General features: G+C 47.3%; 20 protein-coding genes, 1 tRNA gene and 1 pseudogene. 11 read left to right on the plus strand and 11 right to left on the minus strand.

Annotated features, from left to right (window positions below):
* Positions 1 to 194 precede the first annotated feature (194 nt).
* The gene (locus JOY44_RS02055; RefSeq protein WP_203031921.1) at positions 195 to 491 is read right to left on the minus strand and encodes a hypothetical protein; all 297 of its coding nucleotides are present in this window, start codon (positions 489 to 491) and stop codon (positions 195 to 197) included.
* Positions 492 to 597: 106 nt separating this feature from the next.
* Positions 598 to 972: pseudogene (locus JOY44_RS02060) on the minus strand (IS1 family transposase); the annotation flags it as partial.
* A 793-nt stretch (positions 973 to 1,765) separates the two neighbouring features.
* Between JOY44_RS02060 and JOY44_RS02065 the strand changes: the two are divergent.
* The 6 genes from JOY44_RS02065 to JOY44_RS02090 all read left to right on the plus strand — a co-directional run bounded on the left by JOY44_RS02065 (position 1,766) and on the right by JOY44_RS02090 (position 12,448).
* A complete protein-coding gene (locus tag JOY44_RS02065) occupies positions 1,766 to 4,408 on the plus strand; it encodes a DUF3987 domain-containing protein (RefSeq protein ID WP_171572093.1) in 2,643 nt (880 codons plus the stop codon).
* A gap of 296 nt (positions 4,409 to 4,704) precedes the next feature.
* Entirely contained in the window at positions 4,705 to 4,989 is a 285-nt protein-coding gene (locus JOY44_RS02070; RefSeq protein WP_171572094.1) for a hypothetical protein, read from the plus strand.
* A gap of 310 nt (positions 4,990 to 5,299) precedes the next feature.
* A complete protein-coding gene (locus JOY44_RS02075; RefSeq protein WP_171572095.1) occupies positions 5,300 to 6,655 on the plus strand; it encodes a hypothetical protein in 1,356 nt (451 codons plus the stop codon).
* A gap of 16 nt (positions 6,656 to 6,671) precedes the next feature.
* Positions 6,672 to 7,715, plus strand: coding sequence for an AAA family ATPase (locus tag JOY44_RS02080; protein WP_171572096.1), 1,044 nt, complete (start codon positions 6,672 to 6,674; stop codon positions 7,713 to 7,715).
* Positions 7,715 to 11,677: an SAV_2336 N-terminal domain-related protein gene (locus tag JOY44_RS02085; protein WP_171572097.1), complete on the plus strand. Its 3,963-nt coding sequence runs from the start codon at positions 7,715 to 7,717 to the stop codon at positions 11,675 to 11,677. The genes JOY44_RS02080 and JOY44_RS02085 overlap by 1 nt, the downstream gene beginning before the upstream one ends.
* A gap of 207 nt (positions 11,678 to 11,884) precedes the next feature.
* Positions 11,885 to 12,448, plus strand: coding sequence for a Uma2 family endonuclease (locus JOY44_RS02090; protein ID WP_171572098.1), 564 nt, complete (start codon positions 11,885 to 11,887; stop codon positions 12,446 to 12,448).
* On the opposite strand, the gene JOY44_RS02095 is transcribed toward JOY44_RS02090, so the two are convergent.
* The 7 genes from JOY44_RS02095 to JOY44_RS02125 form a co-directional block, all read right to left on the minus strand.
* Positions 12,407 to 13,081 (minus strand): Uma2 family endonuclease, encoded by a 675-nt coding sequence (locus JOY44_RS02095; RefSeq protein ID WP_171572099.1) that lies wholly within the window; start codon positions 13,079 to 13,081, stop codon positions 12,407 to 12,409. The two genes, JOY44_RS02090 and JOY44_RS02095, sit on opposite strands and share 42 nt — an antisense overlap.
* A 157-nt stretch (positions 13,082 to 13,238) precedes the next feature.
* A complete protein-coding gene (locus tag JOY44_RS02100) occupies positions 13,239 to 13,748 on the minus strand; it encodes a hypothetical protein (protein WP_171572100.1) in 510 nt (169 codons plus the stop codon).
* A 21-nt stretch (positions 13,749 to 13,769) separates the two neighbouring features.
* A complete protein-coding gene (locus tag JOY44_RS02105) occupies positions 13,770 to 16,307 on the minus strand; it encodes a COR domain-containing protein (protein WP_171572101.1) in 2,538 nt (845 codons plus the stop codon).
* 97 nt (positions 16,308 to 16,404) lie between these two features.
* Positions 16,405 to 16,671: a hypothetical protein gene (locus JOY44_RS02110; RefSeq protein WP_197984892.1), complete on the minus strand. Its 267-nt coding sequence runs from the start codon at positions 16,669 to 16,671 to the stop codon at positions 16,405 to 16,407.
* Between the two features lie 30 nt (positions 16,672 to 16,701).
* Complete coding sequence (locus JOY44_RS02115; protein ID WP_171572102.1) at positions 16,702 to 17,457, minus strand: caspase family protein; 756 nt, start codon at positions 17,455 to 17,457, stop codon at positions 16,702 to 16,704.
* Positions 17,458 to 17,723: 266 nt separating this feature from the next.
* The gene (gene xerC, locus JOY44_RS02120; protein WP_171572103.1) at positions 17,724 to 18,917 is read right to left on the minus strand and encodes a tyrosine recombinase XerC; all 1,194 of its coding nucleotides are present in this window, start codon (positions 18,915 to 18,917) and stop codon (positions 17,724 to 17,726) included.
* 196 nt (positions 18,918 to 19,113) lie between these two features.
* Positions 19,114 to 19,186: transfer RNA gene (locus JOY44_RS02125), tRNA-Phe, on the minus strand.
* Positions 19,187 to 19,427: 241 nt separating this feature from the next.
* On the opposite strand from JOY44_RS02125, the gene JOY44_RS02130 reads away from it, so the two are divergent.
* From JOY44_RS02130 to JOY44_RS02145, 4 genes are all read left to right on the plus strand, one after another.
* Complete coding sequence (locus JOY44_RS02130; protein ID WP_197984893.1) at positions 19,428 to 20,333, plus strand: hypothetical protein; 906 nt, start codon at positions 19,428 to 19,430, stop codon at positions 20,331 to 20,333.
* An 82-nt stretch (positions 20,334 to 20,415) separates the two neighbouring features.
* Positions 20,416 to 20,895, plus strand: a complete 480-nt coding sequence (locus JOY44_RS02135) for a hypothetical protein (protein WP_171572104.1) — start codon at positions 20,416 to 20,418, stop codon at positions 20,893 to 20,895.
* A gap of 8 nt (positions 20,896 to 20,903) precedes the next feature.
* Positions 20,904 to 21,221, plus strand: coding sequence for an MGMT family protein (locus JOY44_RS02140; protein ID WP_171572105.1), 318 nt, complete (start codon positions 20,904 to 20,906; stop codon positions 21,219 to 21,221).
* Positions 21,222 to 21,310: 89 nt separating this feature from the next.
* Complete coding sequence (locus JOY44_RS02145) at positions 21,311 to 21,796, plus strand: universal stress protein (protein ID WP_171572106.1); 486 nt, start codon at positions 21,311 to 21,313, stop codon at positions 21,794 to 21,796.
* A 73-nt stretch (positions 21,797 to 21,869) separates the two neighbouring features.
* Here the strand turns inward: JOY44_RS02145 and rnc are convergent, their stop codons facing one another.
* Positions 21,870 to 22,547: a ribonuclease III gene (gene rnc / locus JOY44_RS02150; RefSeq protein WP_171572107.1), complete on the minus strand. Its 678-nt coding sequence runs from the start codon at positions 22,545 to 22,547 to the stop codon at positions 21,870 to 21,872.
* Between the two features lie 72 nt (positions 22,548 to 22,619).
* The gene (locus tag JOY44_RS02155) at positions 22,620 to 23,099 is read right to left on the minus strand and encodes an HNH endonuclease (protein ID WP_197984894.1); all 480 of its coding nucleotides are present in this window, start codon (positions 23,097 to 23,099) and stop codon (positions 22,620 to 22,622) included.
* 347 nt (positions 23,100 to 23,446) lie between these two features.
* Here JOY44_RS02155 and JOY44_RS02160 point away from each other — a divergent pair, with 347 nt between their 5' ends.
* A complete protein-coding gene (locus tag JOY44_RS02160) occupies positions 23,447 to 23,917 on the plus strand; it encodes a hypothetical protein (RefSeq protein ID WP_171572109.1) in 471 nt (156 codons plus the stop codon).
* Positions 23,918 to 24,137: the final 220 nt, after the last annotated feature.

Consider the following 24,137-nt stretch of genomic DNA (forward strand, 5'->3'; position numbering starts at 1 on the left):
TTTGCTTGCAAAACAGGGTTTAGAAAAATCTTCTTACTTGGAATACCTTAGATCGCGCATATCTGAAAGTCAGCTTAAGGAAATCAAATTAATTCTTCACCACCTAATTCATGTGAGTTAACTTTTCTGACAAAGAGCATTACAGCCAACTTGAGAATTTGTGAGTCTGAGCTAGATAGCCTGAGAAAGTTGAATCACCATAGCGCAATTTCCTGCCCCTTGCGTCCATGAGTCGCAGTCGACTGAAAGGTACCGATATAAGCGAGACGCAGCGCAACGATGTGGGCTTCCTGCTCACCATTGAGCAACTTCTCGGTTGGAGGCGTGCTGCGACCGACACCGTTAAGGGTTTCTTCAAGGCCCCTCTCGACCAACCGTTGGCAAATATTTTCTACGGTTTTGGTACGGCAGTCAAAGGCTTCTGCAATCTGCGCATCCATCCAGTTTGCTCCTTCGATGTCAGCTTTGAGGAGAATCTGGGCACGTCGCACCTTTTGGCTGCTGTCCTTCAATTTCTTAATCACTTCTTGCAGCTGACTACGTTCTTCGTCTGTTGAGCGGACAATATATTTCGGCGTTGCTGAGTATGGAGATGAATTAGGCAGGAATGGGCACATCTTCAAATTTTAGGTAGTGAAGTAGCAACGGAATTGGGTATTTCAGCATGGTTACGGATTTGGAATAACAGAGTGTATTACGATGTAGTCGCGCTAAATAGTGTCGCAACCGCGTATTTTCACCTTCCACTCGCGTCATATAGGTCTTGCTGACAATCTGGTCTCCCGCTGGAATAAAACTTGGGTAAACTGACCAACCTGATGCTTTCGCCAACGCTATGCGAACGGTGAGGTAGAAATAGCACTCCCAAGTCCCCACGATCGCTCATAACGGGGCAAAAGTCTTGGCACTGTGGTCGCCTAACACCCAACCTAAAATCCCTGGTTTGAAGTGGTCAACCGCCGTCCAAAGCCACTTTCGGTGAAGAATTCATTATGGTGTTTGCATAATAAAGTTCATTGGCAAAATTATCTACCTTTACAAAACTTTACTTGATTGCACTTATCCAGGATCGGAGAGATTTGGAGATATTTTGATAGGAGGTTGCTCCTATTACTTTTCCTTGAAGAGTGGTTAGAGAAAGCAGTAGTAGTATTTCAACCCTCTTGAGGCTGTGCAGGGCAGGAGTAAGCCTACGAAAGTAGCGCAAACAGCTAAAGCTCCAATTCCTTCGGAAATCTAAATTAATTTAAGACTCACTTGAGTATTACCTGAACAGTTTCTCTAGAGCTTGGAAGGTTTTATTCAATTTGAGAACTAATTAGTTTCAAGGGCCATAGAACTGTAGAAGCCTACTTTTATCTCATAACAAATTTTGCTGTGCTTTCAAAGCAACGGAGTCTCTATGAAATTTTCGTTTTGCAATAAGCGGGTCTTGGCTCAGAATCTTGGCTGTAGTCATCATACAGTCAAGTCACTGAGGCAGCGAGGTGATCTGATTGAGGAGATTCACTATATCCGTGAAAACTCAAGAACAATTCGCTACAACCTTGAACTCTGTTTAAACTGGCTCGCAAATCGGCACAATCCGGGGGCACATCAGAAAGCGATTGATCAATATTTGGCAAGTTTAGAGGAAACGGGAAAAGGTCAAAGGTCAAAACACAAATCATCTAGTAAATGACGGAAAAATTACTTAAATAGGCTTGCCAATCTACTTTTTCAAAAGCCTTTTCTCTTAATTCTAGATCTTGTAGGACAACAGATAATGAACGAAAATCTTGGGGGAGAGATAGCTGATAGCAGCGATAAGTGTCAGACAAATAAAGCACTCTCTGACCGTAGTTCTAATACTAATGGAAAAGAAGTAACTCAGCAGCTTCTTCAGAATTTACAGCTCCTGCCAGATAGTTGGGCCCTTGTTCCAGTGGGGGATAATAAGGCTCCCTTAGGAAAAGATTGGCAAAGCACTCCTTTGACAAAGGCAAGCTTTGAAACTGCAGTCAAAGTGGGATATTTTCAAGAGCTAAAAGTAAACACCAAGAATGGTGAAGCAATTCATCCCCCTGCTTCTTGGCTCTATGCAATCGGCGTTCTTTGTGGAACTCCATCAGGTGGTTTATTATTTATTGATCACGATGGAGTAAGCTGCGACGAGCTAATTGAAGAGCTTTCAAGTCAACCAGTTACGGAAGTCTTGCCAAAAACGCCAACTCTCACATCAGGAAGACAAGGTCGTTATCAAGCTATTTATCGAGTTCCTGAACGGTATTGGGGAGCGATTACCACAAAGAAGATTAAAACAGGCGTTACTGGAGATGACAACAAACCTGAACAATTAGAGTTTCGCTGGAATGGTTGTCAATCAGTTGTAGCTGGTCATCACCCAATTACTGGAGCCTATTACTGGCTTCCAGAACGTTCCCCAACTGACTGCGAAGTTCTAGAGGCACCAGATTGGATGATTGAACAGATGTTGGAAGATACATCTTCTCAGCAATCCACTTCGACAAAACTGGAGCCTCGAACTATTGTTCAAACCTGGACTGAGAAAGACTGGGCACTATCTTATCTTTCTGTTACTCCTTCCTCTAAAGAGTACGACACTTGGATCAAAGTTGGAATGGCTCTGCACTCTGTGAGCAACGATTTGCTAGCTGACTGGGACACTTGGAGCAGAGGATCTATTAACTATGAGGCAGAGGCTTGCGACAGGCACTGGAAATCCTTTAAATCAGATGGTGGTATCAGCATAGGAACTCTGGGACTTTTAGCTAAACAGAACGGCTGGCGGTCTTCTTTAAGGCGGGATGAAAGAAGCAGCCTTTTCCAACCTTTAATTCGTGAAACGTCTGGGCATCAACCTCAAAACTCATCTGCTAAATCTTCAGATGAGGATTTCGAAGAACTATCACACGAGGTTCAAAGCCTGGTTGATCTGGCTGAAGAAGTTGCCCCAGTTCAACCGCTGCTATCCTCTCGTTTAACAGATCCACTAACGAATCTTGCTACCCGCTTAAATGTGCCACTAGAGGCTTTTATTGGGGTAGTGCTGCCCATAACAGCCTCTCTGCTGAAAGTCGGTACTAGGGTAGAAATTGATGTAACCACTAATTTTCGCCCTCCACCAATTCTTTGGACAGGACTAGTAGGTGAGTCAGGAGCTACAAAGTCACCAATTTTCGATTGCTTACTTGGTCCTTTGGCAGAGCTGCAGATTGAAGCAGACGCTGATTATCAACTTAAGTTCGATAACTACAAAGATGAGCTGGAGAATTGGCAAGCGCTTGACAAAAAAGAAAGGGGCAATAAACCAGTTGCACCGATTCAACGCGAGTATGTCTTTCAAGATGCAACTTTAGAGGGAGTCTTCGATTGCCTCAGCAGGCAACCGGATCGAGGTGCAATCATTGCTAATGATGAACTCGCAGGTCTGTTCAACGGATTCAATCAGTACCGCCCTCATGGTCGAGGTAATGATCTCCAAAAATGGCTGTCTTTGTATGATGGTAAACCTATAAAAATCAACCGCAAAACAGGAAATCGAATTTCTCTTTCTCAAACGCAGGTCAGCTTAACAGGAACCATTCAACCTTGTGTTCTACAAAAGCATATGGAGAACGTGAATGAAGTAGATGGTTTCTGGCCTAGATATTTTTGGATTCGTTTACCGCTGACAAAGATGCCTCCTCCTGGGGAAGGGAGCAACTACGATCTCTCTGGGTTACTTCGAGGTCTGTACCGAGGCCTAGAGCTTTTAGACCCCAGTGTCTACCAACTTGACAAACAAGGGCGAGAGATTTGGCGGAATTGGCATTGCTGGTGTGAGGAACAAAAGGTAAATGAGTTTTATCCTGCGTTGAGATCTCTTTATCCAAAATCAAAAGAGCGAGCAGCCAGAATTGCTCTGATTGCTCATTGTATCAATGCAGTTGTTAAAGATTCCATACCTGAGAATATTATTGCGAGTGAGCTGTTAGCGGCTGCCATCTCATTCACCAAGTGGTCAATTGGGCAGACACAACTTATTTATGCTGATGCTGGCATAACAACATGGCAGGAATCACCTAAAATTGCTCGTTTTATTGATCGATTCAAAAAGGGCGGCTGGATAAAAGCTAGAAATGTTATTCATTGGTCTTCTAGTCGGGAGAAACTTAACGCTGAAACTGCTAGATCATTTATGAAGCAGATTGTTGATTTAGGTTACGCAATCAGCAATGGCAAGACTGGCAAAGAATTCCAAATTTGCATCAAATGTGATTATGAAAACAATGGTAACAATCAGTCTGTAGCGCCTCATATAGAAGATGCTCATCTCGGTAACACAGGTAATAACAACCTGGTAACAAATAACGGTACAGTCTCTCAAAGATTACTAATGAAGCCTTTAAGAGCAGTAACAATTTAGTTGGGCAGCGTTATAACCAAAGCAGATCTGTTACCACGAATGACCATTCGTTAGAACTGTTAACTGGAGCGGAGTCCAGCAAAACGGAAAAGGATTTGTTATTAGAAGTTACCAACTATGTTATCGAGCCAAAAGCTTTTATAAGCAACGATTCTGGGATGGTTTGTTACCAAGTTATCGACTTTGAGCATCAGTCTAAAGAGCATACCTTTTCGATTGAAAATGATAACGATAACCCTTCTAAAGACTTGAAACAAGTTTAGCTCTAGGGCTAGAGCATTCTAAAGTCAAATTTCATGACTGTAGTGTCATGCATTCGAGCGAGTCGTGCAAGTAATGTCGAGGCACAGAGCTGGATAAATGCATCACAATATTACACGAACGAACAGGATGGCATGAATCTCCCTTGGTTTGGGTGCGTTTGGCTCAACCCGCCTTACGGTAAGCGTAGTCTGAAGGACGGAGTTTATGGCTCTACAGCCTGGATTTTGAAAGCGATCGCAGAGTTTGAAGCAGGCAACATTACCCAAGCTGTACTATGGCTAGGAGCAGGTGGCAATAAGGGAATTCAAGTCTTATGAAGATAAGGGGTTTCCCAGAATTGTGCTGGGTAGAGAAAACCATGCGCCACCAAGAGAAAGCGGCAAACCTCAGAAAGGGGCTGGGCATGACACAGTCGTTTATTACCTGGGACCGCATATAGAACGATTTAGAGAGTTATTTGGTAGAGAGCCATAGCGATCGCCTAACGTCTCGCGGGATTCTTGCCATTCATAAAAAATTACGGTTATTGTGGGGTGGCTTCCTCTGCATTCGTGACCTAAAATTTCCTGTGGCATATAGAAGAAGGCTGAGCACCCTGCCCTTAGAGAGACCAGAGAGGGGTTCGACATGATGAATGGAGAATCCATTGATGCCCGTGAGTCGCAAGGACTTGTAAATCAACCGCAAGCAGAGGTCAACCAGCACTTTGGCGAGAAGAAGGAGGTTGATACAGGCGGTGGGGACTCGGCTGGCGGCGACCTCGACAAAAGCACACAAACTATCAATAACTTCTTCTTGTTTGGTGGAAAGGCTGTTGGCGCAGAGTCGCAACAGTCGCTTCAGGGCTTGAGTCAGCTTTTGGGGCAGCTCGATGATTCAGAGCTAATTCAGCGGGCGTATCGCGATGCGTTGCCTGCGGATGCCTCCCTGTCACGTTCAGAAGTTGCCAGCTATGGAGATATAGTGGCGCAGCTGCAAGAGTTCAGGCGGCTGCCAGAATTTATACAGCGGCTGGTGCAGGATGAGCAGGTTCCACAAGCGATCCATGACCAATTAAAGGATGCGACTCAGCAGTTTAGCCAAACTGAGGGCTGGCAGCAGTCAATGGGTTCTTCTGCTGCAACGGTTTGGACGTTGCAGTCTTATCTTCAGATTGTGCTTCGCCCCGATCTCAGCACTAATGGCTTTGTCATTAATGGGTGGTTGATTGCCGATGACCATGTGCTTGATCCAGCCAAACGCTTTCAACCGCTGGATGTGGAGGAGCAGCGTAAGGGAGCCAGTTGCCAGTTTGAGGAGATTCCTACAGTCCTGGATCAATTCTTAAACCTGAGTCTTCAACATCTCACCGGGAAGCGCTACGACCTCACGATCGAGATTTTTCTGCCGCTGGATTATCTGTGCGAGGGTGTGGATGGGTGGAAGCTCACCGATTCCTTTTTTGAGGATGAGTGCTACGAGATGGGCACAAAGTATCGGGTGCTGGTGCGATCGCGCGAGCGGCTCGAACCTAAATACCTGGCTTCGCGGTTAAACCAGTGGTATGCCAACTGGGAGCGGGTGAAAGCCTACTGGCACACGGTACCAAACGATTGTGATTTTGAACATTTGAGTAACTTTGAGGGCTGTAACTGGAAGCGGGTGGTCAACAATCTTACGCAGAAGCTCGGACTTAAATTGACCTGCGGACTTATCGAGACGCACAATAAGGAGCTGTTTACCGCCCTTCTGAAAGCAGCAGCCCCCATCGCCCTGTGGGCAAGGTGTCATTGTGACCATTGGGATCAGGTGGCTGAGATGGATGCCTTATTGCTGGCAGGTCCGTTACTGGCATTGTCCGAAATAGTTTGGAAGAAACGGCAAGATGCTTACCTGGCAGATAAACCAGAAGATCAATTGGGAGCGTATCTGGCACTACTGTGGGAAGATCCATATCGGTTGACCCCGGACGCGCTGGCTCAACTTGTACCACCGGGACAATAGGGGGAGGAAGCAAGAGATGAGTGACTGGCGCATTTTTACAGGCAGTGGGCAGCCCCACGATCTCATTGAGGGTCTTCCAGAGGCTCCCAGTTGGCGACGCTTTGAGGAGGATGCCGAAGCGTTGACTATGCTGAAGGTGCCTACAAAACTGACCCGCAAGGAGGAGCAGCGGGGCAAGACCTTTCGGGTGTCGCCAGAACATACTGATCTGGTGAATGTGGTGAATGCAGCGCTGTATCTGCGGCGACCGTTGCTGATTACGGGTAAACCAGGCACCGGGAAAACGTCGCTGGCGTATGCGATCGCCTACGAGCTGAAGTTGGGTCCCGTTTTGCCCTGGTCGATTACGGCACGATCGAGCTTACAGGAAGGGCAATATCGCTACGATGCCATCTCACGGTTACAGGATACGCAAATTAAACCCAATGGGCAGAAACCCCAGGAAGGTGAAGCCAACCCTGATATTGGACGCTACATTCAGTTAGGACCATTGGGCACGGCGTTGCTACCCTATAAGCGTCCGCGCGTGCTGCTGATTGATGAGTTTGATAAGAGTGACATTAACCTGCCCAACGATTTGCTGAACCTGTTTGAAGAGGGAGAGTTTGAGATTCCCGAGCTGGCGCGGCTGGCAAAGCAGGTGGAGCAGGTCAACGTTCGCACCTATGACGGTCAAGAGGCAACGATTAAAGCAGGGCGGGTACGGTGTGCCGCCTTTCCCTTCATTGTGCTAACCAGCAATGGTGAGCGAGATTTTCCGCCTGCGTTTCTGCGGCGCTGTCTTCGTCTGACGATGCCAAATCCCGATGAAAAGGCGCTGACTGAAATGGTTAAAGCGCATCTGGGTGAGAACGAGGATGTTTTGCAACAGGCAGAACCTCTCATCGCGGACTTTTTGCAGAAGCGGTTGCAGGGAGAATCGAAGGGTGATCTATCCCCCGACCAATTGCTGAATGCGGTTTACCTGGTGACTCAACGCTTTAGCCCCACGGATGCAGCACAGCAGAAGCAGTTTACCGATCTACTCTGGAAATATTTGACCAGCACGGAGGATGGGTGATGCAGGCATTTGTTTCTGCACTGGGAACAGCATTCAATCTGACGAGTAAGGAAATCGCAGACATCATTTGGTTGGCGCTCCAGATGCAGGATTCAGATGAGACGGTAGAAACAGCAACGCCATTAGAACTGTCAACAGCGGCTGAGATAACGGATGATCGATCGCGTCTTTCACCAGAAAATTTCATTCCTCCAAGTGATCGAAACGAGCAGCCCGATCGCGCTTCTCAAACAAAAGCGGCTGAGGTGCATCTTAATCAACCCAACGCCAATCAAGCGAGTTTTGGGAAGCAGCTTGCTTTAAAGGTGCCCGATGCCCGATCGCTCCGCGAGCCGTTGTCGTTAGCGCGATCGCTAAAACCACTGCTCCGGCGAGTGGTTACTGGCTGGAGTACCGTCCTGGATGAAGCAGCAACGGTCGATCGGATTGCGGCTGAGCAGCTCTGGCTACCTGTACTCAAGCCTGCGTTGGAACCCTGGTTGGATCTGGCACTGGTGGTGGATGAAAGTGCATCCATGCAGCTCTGGCAACGGACGATCGCGGAGTTGCAGCGGTTGTTGTCCCACTATGGGGTGTTTCGGGATGTGCGGGTCTGGGGGCTGGCTACGGATGCACAAGGACAGGTACAGCTTCGTCCTGGCAGGGGTGCCGCAGCACGACGACAGGCAGCACGACGACCGAGTGAGTTGCTTGACCCCAGTGGGCGACGGTTGATTTTGGTGGCGACGGATTGTGTATCGTCGGGTTGGCAAGATGGCAGTCTATTACCTGCGTTGAAGCTATGGGCGACGAGTGGACCACTGGCGATCGTGCAGATGTTGCCGGAGTGGTTGTGGTCACGGACAGGCTTGGGGTTCGCTTCAGCCGTGCGGTTACAAGCGTTGCTGCCGGGAGTGCCGAACCAGCAGTTGATCGCAAAGGATTTGTCGCTCTGGGATGAGGTGGATCTGGAGGCGGGGCTTAAGGTGCCTGTGGTGACGCTGGAGCCGGAGCCGTTTGTGGTCTGGACGGAGATGGTGATGGGGAAGGGGGGAGCCTGGTCACCAGGGTTTGTATTTGAGCCGGAGGTCGTGACTCCGAATGGGCAGGTAGCTCAACGTCCTGATGCAGCGGTTGAAGGTTCGGCAGCACAGCGTGTGCAACGATTTCGGGTGACGGCTTCTCCGACAGCGCGACGTTTAGCTGGATTGCTGGCAGCATCTCCGGTCATTAGCTTACCAGTGGTACGGATTATTCAAGATCAGTTACTCTCAGAATCACGGCAGGTACATGTCGCAGAAGTGTTTTTGGGGGGATTGCTAAAGCCGCTTAGGGAGATTGAAACAGAGACGAATCCAGATGCAGTGCAGTATGAATTCCTGAATGAGGTGCGGGAAGTGCTGTTGGAGTCGGTGCCGACGAGCGTCTCGGTGAATGTGTTGGAAGAGGTATCGAAGTTTGTCGCAGAGCGGTTGGGGGTATCGCTGGATGCGTTTGCGGCGGTATTGAGGAATCCACAGCAGGTGGAAGATCGGGAGTTGGCAAATCAATCGCGTCCGTTTGCAATGGTAACGGCACGAATTTTACGGAAGTTGGGTGGGCAATACACTTACTTTGCAGAAGAATTAGAACAGTCTTTGCTCCCTTCCAGTAGGGAGCATCACATGACACAGGCTGAACTGTTAGACGTAATTGCTAGTGCAATGCTAGAAGGAGTCACGGAACTTAATTTGTCCAACCTTGGTTTAGTAACTTTGCCATCTGAAATTTCTCAACTGCTCAATCTGCAATCGCTTAACCTAGACGGCAATAGAATCAAGCATATTCCTACAGCAATCGCTCAACTGCAAGATTTGACACACCTTAGTCTTAGCAGAAATCAAATCAGCGAGATTTCAGCGGTGATTGGTAGCCTCACCCATCTGACTACGCTTGACCTCTCTAGCAATCAAATCAGCGAGATTCCAGCGGTGATTGGTAGCCTCACCCATCTGACTACGCTTGACCTCTCTAGCAATCAAATCAGCGAGATTCCAGCGGTGATTGGTAGCCTCACCCATCTGACTACGCTTGACCTCTCTAGCAACCAAATCAGCGAGATTCCAGCGGTGATTGGTAGCCTCACCCATCTGACTACGCTTGACCTCTCTAGTAATCAAATCAGCGAGATTCCAGCGGTGATTGGTAGCCTCACCCATCTGACTACGCTTGACCTGGAACAGAATCAAATCACACAAATCCCCAACGAGGTCGCTCAACTCACCAACCTGGAAAAACTAGACCTGCGCGGCAACCCGATCAATATTCCTCCCGTTACCCTGGCTCCGACTGCAGGCAAGGGATTGCCGGATGCCCGTCCCATTCTGGATTACTACTTCCGCACCCAAGACCCCAACCAAACTACATACCTCTACGAAGCCAATCTCCTGATCGTGGGCGAAGGGGGGGCTGGTAAAACCAGCCTCGCCCGCAAGCTGCTCGATCCTGACTATAAACTGCTGCCCGAAACCGCCGACATCTCAACTCAAGGCATCGACACTCTCCGCTGGGAGTTCACCGGACGCAATCAACAAACCTATCGAGTCAACATTTGGGACTTTAGCGGACAAGAGATTTACCACCAAACCTACCAGTTTTTTCTCACTGATCGCTCCCTTTACTTGCTGGTGGCTGACAGCCGTAGAGGAGACACCGATCATTACTTCTGGCTGCAAATCATCCGCCTACTCAGCGATGGTAGCCCCGTGCTGCTGATCCAGAACGAAAAACAAAATCGGACCTGCAACCTCAACCTGCGCAAACTCCGAGCAGAATTTGACAACCTTAGCTCATCTCTTAAACTCAATCTCGCAGATAATCGCGGTCTACTGGAAACCCAAACCGCCATCCAACATAACCTAGAAGAACTACTCCCCCACGGCATACCCTTCCCCAATCCCTGGCTCAACGTCCGCTATGCCCTCGAAAATGACGGACGCAACTACATAACCAATACCGACTACGAAGCCGTCTGTCGCTACCATGGCATCACCCGCCGCGCAGAAATGTATGACCTCAGTCGTTTTTTGCATAGTCTCGGCATTTGTCTCCACTTCCAAAAAGACCCCATCCTTCGCCATTACCTGATCCTCAAACCCAATTGGGGCACCGCAGCCGTCTACAAAATCCTCGACAACCCCACCGTCATAGCCAACCTGGGGCAATTTACTGACGCTGACCTGTCCGATATTTGGCAAGCCCACAAATATGCCGAGATGCATCACGAACTCCTGCAACTGATGAAGCAGTTCAAAGTGTGCTACGAGATTCCTCACCGCCAAGGCAATTATATTGCCCCTCACCTCCTCTCCCCTGATCAACCCAAGTATGACTGGGATTCAGCCAATAACTTGGTTCTGCGCTACTCCTATAAAGTCTTTATGCCTAAAGGTATCCTCACCCGCTTCGTTGTCGAAATGCATCAGAACATCGAAAATGTCTTCAACCCCGATGCTGCCCTCGTTTGGAAGAACGGCGTTGTCCTGAATCAAGGTCGCGCCCGTGCCGAAATCATCGAACGCTATCACGATCTCGAAATTCGCATCCGGCTCAGCGGCATCAATCAACGCGACTTCCTCATCATCATCAACAACGAATTCCAAAAAATTCACGATAGCTTTGAGCGGCTTGAGTACGACACCCTGATTCCCTGTAATTGCGACACCTGCAAAGCCAATTCCAAACCCCACAGCTATCCCCTCGCTCGCCTCCGCCAATTCATCGACGGTCGCCGGCCCACCATTCAATGTCCTGACAGTTACAAGGATGTTAACGTCCGCCAACTCATTGATGACGCTATTGCAGGTGAACCGCAAGATCGATTGAATCTCAATATCCACATCAATCAACAGCAAGACAGCAAATCCATGACTGCGAATACCAATATCGTTCAAGGCTCAAACATCAGTAACTTCGCCAACGAAGTCAAGGACGACGCCCGTTAACAAACCAATCAACATATCCATCAAGCTGCCAATCAAAACTTCGCTCAAGCCACCCAAGAGATCAAAGCTCTACTCACTCAACTCGGCTTAGTTTTAGTAACGGAGTTAAACTCAGCGGAGTGGGTGACTGCTCCGCTGAGTTTAACTCCGCTGCTAATATCAAGCCTTCCTCACCTGACCAAAAATCTAAGTCCAACTGCTGTTCCTATGGTCGCCAACTCCCCACGCTGGACAACCCGAGATCTTGATGCCATGCCTGATGATGGTGGTTGGAAACGCTATGAAATCATTGATGGAGAACTGTTCGTGACCCGTGCTCCCCACATTCGCCATCAAGGTGCAGGCGGTAACATCCATTTTGAACTGGAAATTTGGTCTAGACAAACTCAACTTGGCAAACCCTTCCAAACCCCAGGAGTCATTTTCTCTCCCACCGATGCTGGCATTCCCGATGTCGTCTGGATTAGCCAAGAACGCCTTGCTAATGGCATTGATGAAGCAGGACACCTGACTGTTGCTCCCGAACTGATGGTTGAAGTTCTCTCTCCTGGTGAACTCAATGAGCAGCGGGATAAAGAAGTTAAACTCAAGCTCTACTCCCTGCACGGGGTTCAGGAATATTGGATCGTCAACTGGCAACTGAAAACCCTGGAAATCTATCGCCGCACCGACGCTCAACTCCAACTTGTCGTCACTCTCCTCGAAAGTGATACTCTCACCTCACCTCTACTACCGGGGTTCAGCGCTGCGATCGCCCAGATTTTTCTGTAACTCTCGGACCCATTGACGAAACGCTTTCAGGGTTTGACTGCGTCCTTCCGTTTGACTGCGATCAAGGAACTGAGAAATGCCATCAATGATAGGGAACTGGGGGAAATGAGGACTAGTATTCACATCTTGATACTGCCCATCCTGCAAGACACTGATTCGCAATCGCCCATCCTCGAACCGCCACAATTCTGGCACACCGAGTGTTTGATAAGCATCCAGTCCAGTTTTGGAGGTCACATCCACTTCGATCGCTAAATCGGGAGGCGGGTCAATGGTCAAATCAAGTTGATCCTTACCAATCATTTGAGCCGCATGCTCAATGTAAAAACAGTCATCTGGTTCGATCCCTTTTGCCATTTCCTGACGCTTAAAGGTGCTGGAACCAAAACACTCATTATTAAGATCCAGTTCTTCTAGCAGAATCTTGACCATATCACCAATCAAAACCTTGGCTTTTTCGTGTTTTGGTGAAGGCATCCGAATCTCTAACACTCCGTCACTGTAAGCAATCCGACAAGCACGTTTATCCCCCAACTCATCCAGAATCGCTTCAAATTCGTTCCAGCTAACCTCTTGGAGTTGAATACGTTGCCCTGGATAGACGACCAGTTGTCGAAGCTGAAGCGTGACCATAACGGCTTACCCGTAAAGGATGATTTAGTGTAACGAAAAGGCTCCCTCGATAGCGGTTCAAACCTTAAGCCAAAGGGATCTTAGTACGGTGCCATTGCTCTATCAATCATAACAGCAGGGGGTTTAGCAACCAGAGCCAGCGGGGTAAGCAAACTGGTCACTTAGACAAAGACCCTCCGACATAGTCACCCCCACCCGTATTGATGTTCGTCGTATTGCCAAACTGCTGCGTAATGACTGCCCCCGCTGCCGGATTGACAATCGCCCCCTGCGATTCTCTCAAATCAATCTTGTCCCTTGTCATCACATCAGCATCCCCACTCACCGTTGGCGACAGGTCTTGAGCCTCCAGTTCCCCCTCTGGAGACTCTTCACTATGAAGGGCGATCACCTCATTCACCTCTCTAGAGCGGAGCACCAATACCTGGGTCAGCTGCTCAATGTCGATCTCGGTCTGCTGGATCTTATGCTCTAACTTGTTAAGCTGCGTTTCCTCAGCTTGCACCTGCTGCTCTAGTTGAAACTTGTTGGCTGCATTCGCTTCGATGCCAAGAGCCGCACGGAATTGCTTCCATTTTGCATTCCGCTGTTTCCACTCTTGTTGAAGCGCATCCAGAGTATGGCTCAATCGCTCTAGTCGATGAGTCAAAGCTTTAGTTGACGACATGGCACTTCTCGACTCCCCGTTTTATCCATTCAACTGTTGTTCAATGTCATCCAGTTTTTCTGTCAACCGCGCCAGTGCTTCTTCCTCCGCCTGAATTTGTTGTTCCAGTTCAAACTTTCGGGTGGTTTCTGTTTCGATCGCAGAATCCTGTCGTAGCCGCCTTAACTTTACAGTTCTTACATCCCACTCTGATTGGAGACAGTCTTTCTGCGAGTCTACTCGTTGTCTTTGGGCATCTGTTAAGCGATATGGTTCTGGGGCAATATCGTCAACCAAGCCGCGTACATTTACCATGTCGTAACTGTTTGGGCATTGAATGTCTTTTCGATCATCCTGAAACTTATGCAGTCGCTCTAAAGGGTAAAAGTGTGGAGATTGGCTACCCTTACAGGCAATACAGTTACAGGGAACTAGAGGGCTAAACTTCAAACGCTGAACTTCATTTTGCTGATCGTCCAAGTACTTGTAAGAATCATGAATTTTATCAAGTTCATGTCGGATGGTTATCAGCAGATCTCGTGGACGCTTGCCGGAAACTCGAATATGGATCTCGCCTTTGTGATAGCGGTAGAATTCAATCACCTCGGCTCTAGCATCATTTTTGCTCAAAACTACACCGCTTTTCCAAACATAAGTTTGATGTTCAATCCATTGGTGCATTTCCACAATAAAGCGAGTAAGAATACCTTTGGGCATGAATTCGTATTCGTAGCGCAGTAGTAGGTTCTCTGATTCATCCCATTCATACTCAGGTTGTTCAGGACTCAGGAGTTGGGGTGCAATATAAATGCCTGGATGACTGGGAATTTCGTAGCACAGTTTGAAGTTCATCATCAGCCGCAACAATTCGGGATGCATCGTGGCGTATTTATCTTCACACCAGATGACTGCCAAATCCTCGCGGGTAAATTTGCCTAAATTTTGAGTGACTTGTGGGTTACGCAGAACCTTATAAACTGCGTCTGTTCCCCAAGTAGGTTTGAGAATTATAGTTTTATTTAGCAGGTCATCTTTCTGGAAATGGAGACAGACGCCCAAATCATGCAGATAGCCACTGAGTTGGAGTTTATCCTTCCGTCTTGTAAAGCCATTGTCCTGACATATCTGGAGATATTCATCTAGGCTGATGTAGTTCCGTTGCTCTTGTTCAAGCGATTTTCGCACTCTGCCCCAGGCTTTGGGTAGTTCAGTGGCAACATGGGGCAGGGTGCTAATGTAATTTTTAATTCCAGTAAGGATTTCCGAAAGACCTCGATTATTAGCAAAATTAGTAGCAAACGTTTCCTTTAGGTTAGTAAATTCACCACGTAGCTGCCGCTCATTGATCCCCAATTTGATATCTTGTTTCTCATTTTTGACGATTAGCAGAGGGCTATTGTCGCTCAACAGTTCAACTATATTTAGCCAGTAATAAAAATCGGTGTCTTCTTTGCGGGCATCCGCAACCAGGGCATAGAGAGAGCGTTTGGTAAGAAAGAATTGATGGGTTTCATGATAAATTTGTTGTCCACCAAAGTCCCAAATATTGACTTGAAATTCTCTACCACTTTCAAGTGGAAACCGATACTGAATAATATCAATACCATCTGTTGAAGCTTCATCTTTTTGAAGTTGATAATTCGGGTCTTGAATCTTTTTGGCTAAGGTAGTTTTGCCTGCTTCTCCTTCTCCGATTATGAGCAGTTTAGCTTCATATAGGCGATCTGTTTCCTGTTCTAACTGCTGTCTATAAAAGTTAAGGATATCTAAACCTGTTTTCCTTCTGATTTCTGCTGGAAGAGATAATAGGGGATTACTGTTTAGGTAAAGCTTACTAAGGTTAGTGAGTTGAACAATTTCTGCTGGTAAACTCGTCAGTCTATTGCCATTAAGGTCAAGCGTATGTAGACGAGTGAGTTGAACAATTTCTGCCGGCAAGCTCGTCAGTCTATTGCCACTGAGACCGAGCACATTTAGGTTAGTGAGTTTGGCAATGATTGAAGGCAGGCTTGTTAATTGATTGCCGTTGAGAGCAAGCGTATGTAAGTTGGTAAGCTGGGTAATCTCCGTGGGAAAACTTGTCAGTTGATTACTACTAAGGCTAAGCTTCCTCAAGTGGGTAAGCTGTTCAAACTCATCAGGTAAAACGATTTTTTGATTGCTACTAAGATCAAGTGATTGTAAATTGATGAGTTGTTTAAATTCCCCTGGTAAGTTGACTAGTTGATTACCTCTGAGATCTAGTGTGATTAGATTGGTAAGTTGGCAGAGCTCCGGTGTTAGGATCGCCAGTCTGTTTTCCCGAAGGGTAAGCGATATAAGATTGGTAAGTTGACCAATTTGTCTAGATAGACTCGTCAATTTATTTCTACTGAGCTCAAGTCTACTCAGACTTATAAGTTGACTAATTTCATCGGGTAAACTTATCAGTTTGTTTCTGCTAAGGTTAAGCGATTGTAGGCTAGTAAGTTGCCAAAGTTCAGATGGTAGAAAAGTTAACCCTCTGTCAGAAAGATCAAGCCGTGTCACTCCATTTTTAGCAGCTTGTTGAATCACTTTCACCACTTCTTCGGTTGTCATGATCAAAATCTTTGCTAGGGGAGAAGGATTAAGGAGTTGTAGAATTCATCACTAATTTAGCCTATGAATGATAGATAGCGGGAGGGAATTAACGAGATTACTGATTCAACTTCTGCTCAATTTCGCCCAGCTCTACTGCTAACTGAGACAGTTTCGCTTCCTCATCCAAAAGTTGCTGTTCCAATTGAAACTTCACGGCTGTCCCCACCTCGATCGCCAGGTCTTTTCTCATCAGCTTCACCTTCTGACTACGCAGTTCCCACTCCGGCAGCAGAGCATCACGTCGCCCCTCCAGTTGTCGTCGCTGCCAGGGAGTCAAGCTGGTTGCAGTCGAACTGGTTGACTCAATTTGGGGATTGGGCACCTCACCCGGTAAAAACTTACTACCCCCAGCTTAATAGCACAGCGGAAAGTTGTCCCCCAGATCCAACACCTTGTTGACATAGGGATGCTGCGGACCGCTCGCTCGTTCCGGCACCTGATGGAAGAGATAAATCAGGATATCCAGAATGCGAGCATAGCCATCCTGATGCACCGCTGCTTTGCCCTGCAATGCTTCCAGCAGACAATCAGTAAACGCACTGTAGGGATTTCCCGTGTAGGAGAACTCATCTTCCCGCGACGAGGCAACCACGACTCGCCCAGTGCCTGTTCCCAGCACATGCAGCAAGTCTGGAGGAAAGGGCGCTTTGACGAAGGTTTCACCCGGCTCTTTTAGCGCAGGCACGCCCCCAGCATGGCAGCAGTCCAACAGCACCACCAGCTTCCGCGCCTTGATGGTCTCAATTTTCTCGGTAAACTCCAACCCAGCGATCGCCGTCGCTGCCCGTTGAGACGGATCATAGCCGTAGGGCACCAGAAAGTACTCATTCGTACTTTGGAAGCGTCCCCCATGCCCGGAGTAGTAAACGATCACCGTTGCCTCTGGATTCTGATTCACCTGAGTGATCGTCTGGTCAAAGGCGGCAAGAATCTGCTGTCGAGTCGCAGCCATCTCCGTCAAGAGCGTCACTTGCGCGGGTGGATAGGCAGCGCGGTTAGGATCAACCAACACATCTCGCAGTGCAGTCGCATCCTTGACCGTGACGGGGAGATCCGCACCCACGCCGATAAGTAAGGCATAGCCGTTAGCAAAAGTTTGACCCGTCACACAATTCCCCCGGAAATACCTGCAAACAGTCGTGCAAACAGTCGTTGCCTTCTAGGTTAAACTCTGATGGTGAGAATAGAGAAGAGTGATGAGGCAATCTCGGTTGTCTGTACTCCTAAGTGAAGGCACTATAGGAGACACAAGATCACAGCTTTTAAGTGCCGAGTCATCAGTTCTTGATTATTCCAAGAACTGATGACTCGAGGATTTATCGCAACCAGTCGAGATGGATACCTAATGAGCGGAGTAGCTCAGAGGGTAATTGATTAGGTGAGGTCAGGGGGGCGGAGATTTGTAAAGTTCGTTGCGCCGTAATGACGGTCGATCATCTCAGCGCTGGTTCCAGTCCATCTACCGATCGCTGTGCTGTTAATGTGAGCCTCAACGCATAAGCTGATAAACGTGTGTCTGCACTGATAACTTTTTCGATACGGAACACCGCATTTCTCCAAAATAGAGCGCCATGCTCGGTTAGCAAAATTATGCTGGTCAACGAACTTCCCTTTAGGGCTACGAAACAAGAATTCTTCAAGATCATAAGTTTCATCCTTCAAATCATCCAAGATGGCTTGAACCTCTGGCGTAATTGGAAAATCCCGCTTGCGCTGAGTCTTGAGACCATCTTTCAGAACTAGCCCATCTTCTGACACCACAACCGATTGCCTGAACTTGAGCACGGATTCGCCAACGTGCCTCCACTGCAAGGCAATTACTTCAGAAGGGCGGGCACCCGTGAAGAAAAGAAATTTTACGTAGTTTGTGTAGTATTTGTAGTAACGATCATTAGTAAAGGTGGCAATAATCAGGTCACGCTCAGTTTTGGTAAACGGGTTGACATCTTCGTCCTCTGAGGATCCTTTAGGAACTCTAATCTTCATAGTCAGAAAAGGGTTCAGCTCAGTTAGGCCTTCTTCCATTGCCCAACTACAACATGCTTTCAACTGAGTCAGACATCGTTTGGCAGCGTCCGGCGTAAGGTTTGTCAGCAAGTGATCACGGATGACGATAGCATCCTCCAAAGATTTACTGGGAAACCTGCTGATGTGATTCTTGTGTTTGGTGAAGTCCTTTACGTAGGTACTTGGACTGATCTGAGGTTTCTTAAACTGCGAGTACTTCTCCCAGAGCGCATCTAACAAAGGCTGGGGCTTTGTGGGGGAATTGGGGGAAGTTGGGGGAATGGATGAAACCGTGGTGAGGGAAGCTGTGGGTCTGTATTTGTTGAGGCTCAAATCAACCTCACCATAGTCAACATCGCGCTGGATAGACCTCACTGTGTCGCCTACTCGTTGGCGGTTGAGCGGTGTGTCGTCGTAACCCGTAGAGATGTAGAAACGCTTCCGCTTAATTTCGCCATTTTCCTGTACTGGATACGAGAAGACGATTTGCAAGCGTCCCTTCGTGTTTTTGAATTGAACCGAACCTTTGCTTCCTTTGGCTTGCCTATCTTTGGAGTACATTGCTAGTTCAGGATGAAAGAATATTTGTACTACATCAAATTGTATCGAGCATCCCAAAAAAATCCCCCAAACTTCCCCCAATCTTCTCCTCAAACTTGCCTAAAAATGCCCAAGCCTAGGACAAATGTTCTGAATGCAGACAAGTGAAAAGGCTACAAACCCAATAGTTTGTAGCCTTTTCACTTGTCTATCTAGATGCCAGGAACCGGACTTGAACCGGTGACACGAGGATTTTCAGTCCTCTGCTCTACCAACTGAGCTATCCCGGCAAGGGCACACAGTTTAATGCTTTATTAACTTAACAAACAACGGTAACTAAGTGCAAGGAGATTGCATAACAATCCAGGGCGATCGCGCTCCAACGATCGTGCAAATATAAGCACGCGTGGCATAACGTGAGTTAGAGAATCCTTTTTGCAAACGAAGGGTTGATAAATAACCGTTGTGTTTTAGGAAACTGAAATCGCACCTTTGTTTCTATAGAAATAGTGCTTCATTTACACAACTCCTATGCTGCTCAATATCTTGCTGGAAGTCGAAAGCGTTGCCAACACTGCTCAGGCGATTGCTCAAACCACATTTGCAAACCTGAACCAAGTTGTGGAGGAGATGGATCAATCTGCGGATGGCTTAATCAATGAACTTGGGCTAGATATTAATACTGCGGGCATGGCGATCGCCGATGCGCTTAGCGGCTTACCCCAAACAGCTCAAGACTTGGCACAAGAGATGCCCAAGCTGGCACATCGCTTGCGACACCATGCTGGACTAAGAAAGGGAGATGCGCCTCGCTCCGATTTAGATGTGATGAAGCTGTTTGAGAAAATTCCTGGCACTTCAAAACTGGGAGCGAACGAAACTACAATCCGCGAGTTCTTAGCAGATAAAAACGGTAGCCACATTATCCCTCGTCAAAAAGGCGGCTCAAACGGAGGAGACAATATCCTTTGGGAGATTGGAACTGATAATCTGCGACGGGGAGCCAAAACCATGACGGGTGGCGAACAAGTCTACATTCGCTGCTACAACGCTGTAGATTCCATCGTCAAAAACTCCACCGCGATCGCCAAACTGGGAATCGCCTCAACCGGGACTGCGATCTTAACCCAAACCATTGTCACTGCTCTATCCTACACCCTGGATCTGTATCGGGGAGAGATTACAATCGAGGAGTTTCGCGATCGTGTTCTTCAATCTGCTATCAGTGCTGGAATTGCCGCCCCGATCTTTTTCTTGATTCTGGTCGCTGTGTTAGCTCTGCTGCCTGAACTTACCCTCCTATTATCCGCTCCTATTGTAGTTGCTGGGTTCAATGCTTTGTTTGGCATCAGTGTTGCCATCCCCATCATTCAATCGATTAATCGTCACCTCGAAGCAGTTAGGGTGGAGGGTGAGGGGAGCAGCTACAGTCTTTAGAGTGTGTCTGAACTAATGCCACGAAAACAGCTAGGACGCGCTACTTTGGAGAAGATATGGTCGATAAATTAGGAGGGTGGCAGTGTTGAGTCAGATGTGGGGCAAGGTCGGCAAATTGCTAGGCGGCTTGAGCTTGGTAGGCGGTGGCACGGTTTCTGTGGGAATTTTGCTAGGCATTGCGATCGCTCAACCTAGCGGCATCTTACTTACAGTACTGTTAACCTTATTGGTATTTTTTGGGCTGGCACCAGCGGCGATTGGTGCGCTCTTGCTCTACAGCGGTTTTAAGGCAGAGCACTATGCCATTCGCGATCGCTTCTTTCAAATACTCCGTCTCAGCCAGGGACGGCTGACTGTGCTAGATTTTGCTGCGGCCGCTCGCTTAGAACCCATGCTTGCCCGTCGCCATTTAGATAGTTGGGCAAAGGAATTTGATGCCAACTTTGATGTCAGCGATGAGGGCGATGTGTATTACGTCTTCCCGGCTCAACTCGTTGCCTTACCCGAAAGTCGCTTTCAAGTGGTTGGTCAAGCATTGCGCGACGTGCTTCGTTCACTCTAAAGGGATGAATGGCAGCTTACGAAACGATTTATGCGATCGTGCGGCAAATTCCCGTTGGGCAGGTGGCAACCTATGGGCAAGTGGCAGATTTAGCCAATATGTCAGGAAGAGCGCGTTTAGTAGGCTATGCGTTGTTCCGTGTTGCTCCGAATTCTGATATTCCCTGGCACCGAGTCATCAATGCAAAAGGCGAAATCTCAGAATCACCAGAGCGCTATGGATCTGATTATTTACAGCGATCGCTATTAGAAGCAGAAGGCATTCAATTTACACCTCAAGGTAAAATTAGTCTGCGAGACTATCGATGGAGCGGTCAATCAGCGTAGTTCAGCGAACTTAACGTTCTTTTAGACTTAAGCCTTTATTCTTTAATCTTGATAGGAACACATTTCAGATTTTGATATAGAAGATTCTTATGTTCAAAAAAATTCTCATTGCCATCACTCCTACTGGCAGCAACAACCATATTCTGGAAGAGGCGATCGCCCTAGCCAAGCTGACCGATGGCGAGCTGATGCTGTTACATGTCTTATCTCCCAGCGATGAGGGTTATCCCACCCCTATCTATCCTAGTGCTAGCACTGTTTATGAAACGGCTCTGAAAGAAGTAGCCATTAAAAACTATGCCGTTCAATGGGAAGCTTATGAGCAAGACAATTTCCGATTTACCAAAGCCTTAACAGCTCAGGCAGCAAGCGCTGGGGTAAAAGCTGAATTTACTCAAAGCCCAGGAGATGCGGGGCATGTGATCTGCAAACTGGCTGAGACTTGGAATGCTGACCTGATTATGCTGGGTCGTCGCGGACACTCTGGTTTGAAAGAATTATTTCTTGGCAGCGTCAGCAACTATGTTCTGCACCACGCTCCTTGCTCAGTCTTGACTATTCAGGGCGCAAGTTGAGGGATATGGCTTTGCCTTATGGCAATAGCTCAATCAATAAGAAAAGCGAGACAAGAAATCAAAGCCTTTCTCTTCATAAAATTCCTAATGTTGCTAATGCAGCTTTGGCAGCGTTCTTTTCTGCTTCCTGTTTTTTGGCTCCCAATCCCCGACCATAGGCTGTGCCGCCAACTTGGGCTTCTGCTATGAATTTTTTGTCGTGATCAGGTCCCGACTCTGACAAAATCACGTACTGCGGATTGTCGCTGCCGTTCGCCAGTGCCCATTCCTGAAATCGGCTTTTGAAGTTGATGGTGGCTGCCGTCGCAGTCTGGCGATCACACACGGATTCAAGAAATGGCTCTACATAGTGCTGTACCTTGGCAACAGAGTTGCAATCCAAGAAGTAGGCACCAATCATCGCTTCAAAGGCACTACTCAACAAATTAGGATTGGTGCGCCCGCCATCCCGGTCTGCGCCTTTACCCAGCCGAATCTGACTGCCCAAATCTAGCGCGATCGCAAATTTGGCTAGCTGGGTTTGGTCTACTAGCTGCGATCTCAGCGTCGTTAACTTGCCCTCTGGCTGGTCAGGGTAACGCCAAAATAAAAAGTTGCCGCTTAGGAAATTCAACACTGCATCGCCCAAAAACTCTAGCCGCTCGTTATCCTCCAACCCTGGATTTTCATTTACGTGCGATTTATGAGTCAAAGCCTGTTGCAGTAGAGAAGCTTTTTTGAATTTTGGTAGTTGCAGCGATCGCTGAGTCATGAGTGAGTTGACAAGTAATGAGTAAAATTTTGTAGGTTGGGTTAGCGTCAGCGTAAACCAACAAAACCAGAGCTAGTTTTGGATTTGAACCTGTTCAATCCAATTCACAAAAGAAGATGCCTCAATCAACCCGTGTTCCCACATATCCCATATAAATAAGAGGATTAATTGAAAGATGTCTTTCCAAGTAGGGACATGTCCATGTGGAAAAGGTGTATCAGGGTATTTCGTATTGGATTTCAGATGAGCAAGGCATAGATTTACAATTTGCTCATTTCCACCGTGATCCCATATAAATAAGAAGCCTAATTGAAAAACGTCTTTCCAAGTAGGCGTATATTCAGGTGGAAAAGGTTTATTACCGCGCTTCTGATTGCATTTACGGCAAGCAAGACGTAGATTTGCCATTCGATTGCTTCCACCTTTGCTCTTTGGTCTTAAATGTTCGCGCGTCAATTGATCTTTCAAGTAAAACTGTCTACACCAATGGCAGCGTGGATCATATTGCTCAACAAGCTTTTGGTTTTGGTTTCGTTTGTGTTCTGAATTCATGACCTTTTCTAAACTCCTTCGTGAGTGAGTAGAATTGGCAAACTGAATGTATACAGACATCCAGGGCGCACACAAAAACTATGCTGCGCTTCCCGATGACTGCATCCTTAAAATATTTACGCCCATCTAAACTAGATGGAAACAAATATGCCAAGGATCGCTCTTAGTTTGCCTTTAATGTACATGTTGGCTGTGCCAAGTGCTTATACAATAATTAACCTACAAAATAGAAAATTGTCAAGTGCTGCGTAAATAGTCATGAGATGCATGAGAAGTATTTGTGGGGAATGGTTGAAAAAACAACCTGCATTACTGTAAACACTGTGAATAAATGAGGTCTAAAACGAATGAAAAAATCTCTACTAGCAATCTCCTTTTTATCCATACTGGCATCTCAGCTAGTGATGACCGTGGCACAGGCTGTTGACACTACATACAAAGTGCGGCTGCGGGACGTGGCTACAGGCAACGCCAATCAGGCAAGTATTTTCTCGTCGGGCGATTTGGATCGCGAAGAGTGGGTCGTTGTGACTATTACCGACAAAAAGCAGTTGAAGGTGCGCCATTCTACTAGCGTTAAAAATAAGTTTTGGGGCACTCGTCAATGGTTTGATCATCCAGCAACCGCGATTCGGATTTGCGAAACGGACGGTTTTGATAAGAAAAATTGCCAGACGGTGGAGAGCGATGTTGTTGCAATGCCTGAAGGAAAGAAAATTCACGAGGTCGCGATCGATTTCAAATATTCTGAAGGCGGCAATCTATACACGCGATCAATTCAGCTATCTCGTGATTTGAAGCCAGAAGGAGGAGATTAGAGTACGAGGTAAGAAGTGCTAGGTAAGAAGTGCCAGGTACGAAGTGCGAAGGTGAATTTGTTTTGTTTAACTCCAAACTTCAAACATCGAACTCCGAACCATAAACTCCGAACTCCTCTCTTCATCAAAACTTTAAATTCATCCACATGGGTGAAGGGTGGTTACACAGTTAGAGGGAGTCAAAGGGGCTTCATTTCAGCGAATCTGGAAGGAGTAAGTC

Source organism: Leptolyngbya sp. Cla-17 (assembly GCF_016807185.1).
Lineage (GTDB): Bacteria > Cyanobacteriota > Cyanobacteriia > Leptolyngbyales > Leptolyngbyaceae > ULC077BIN1.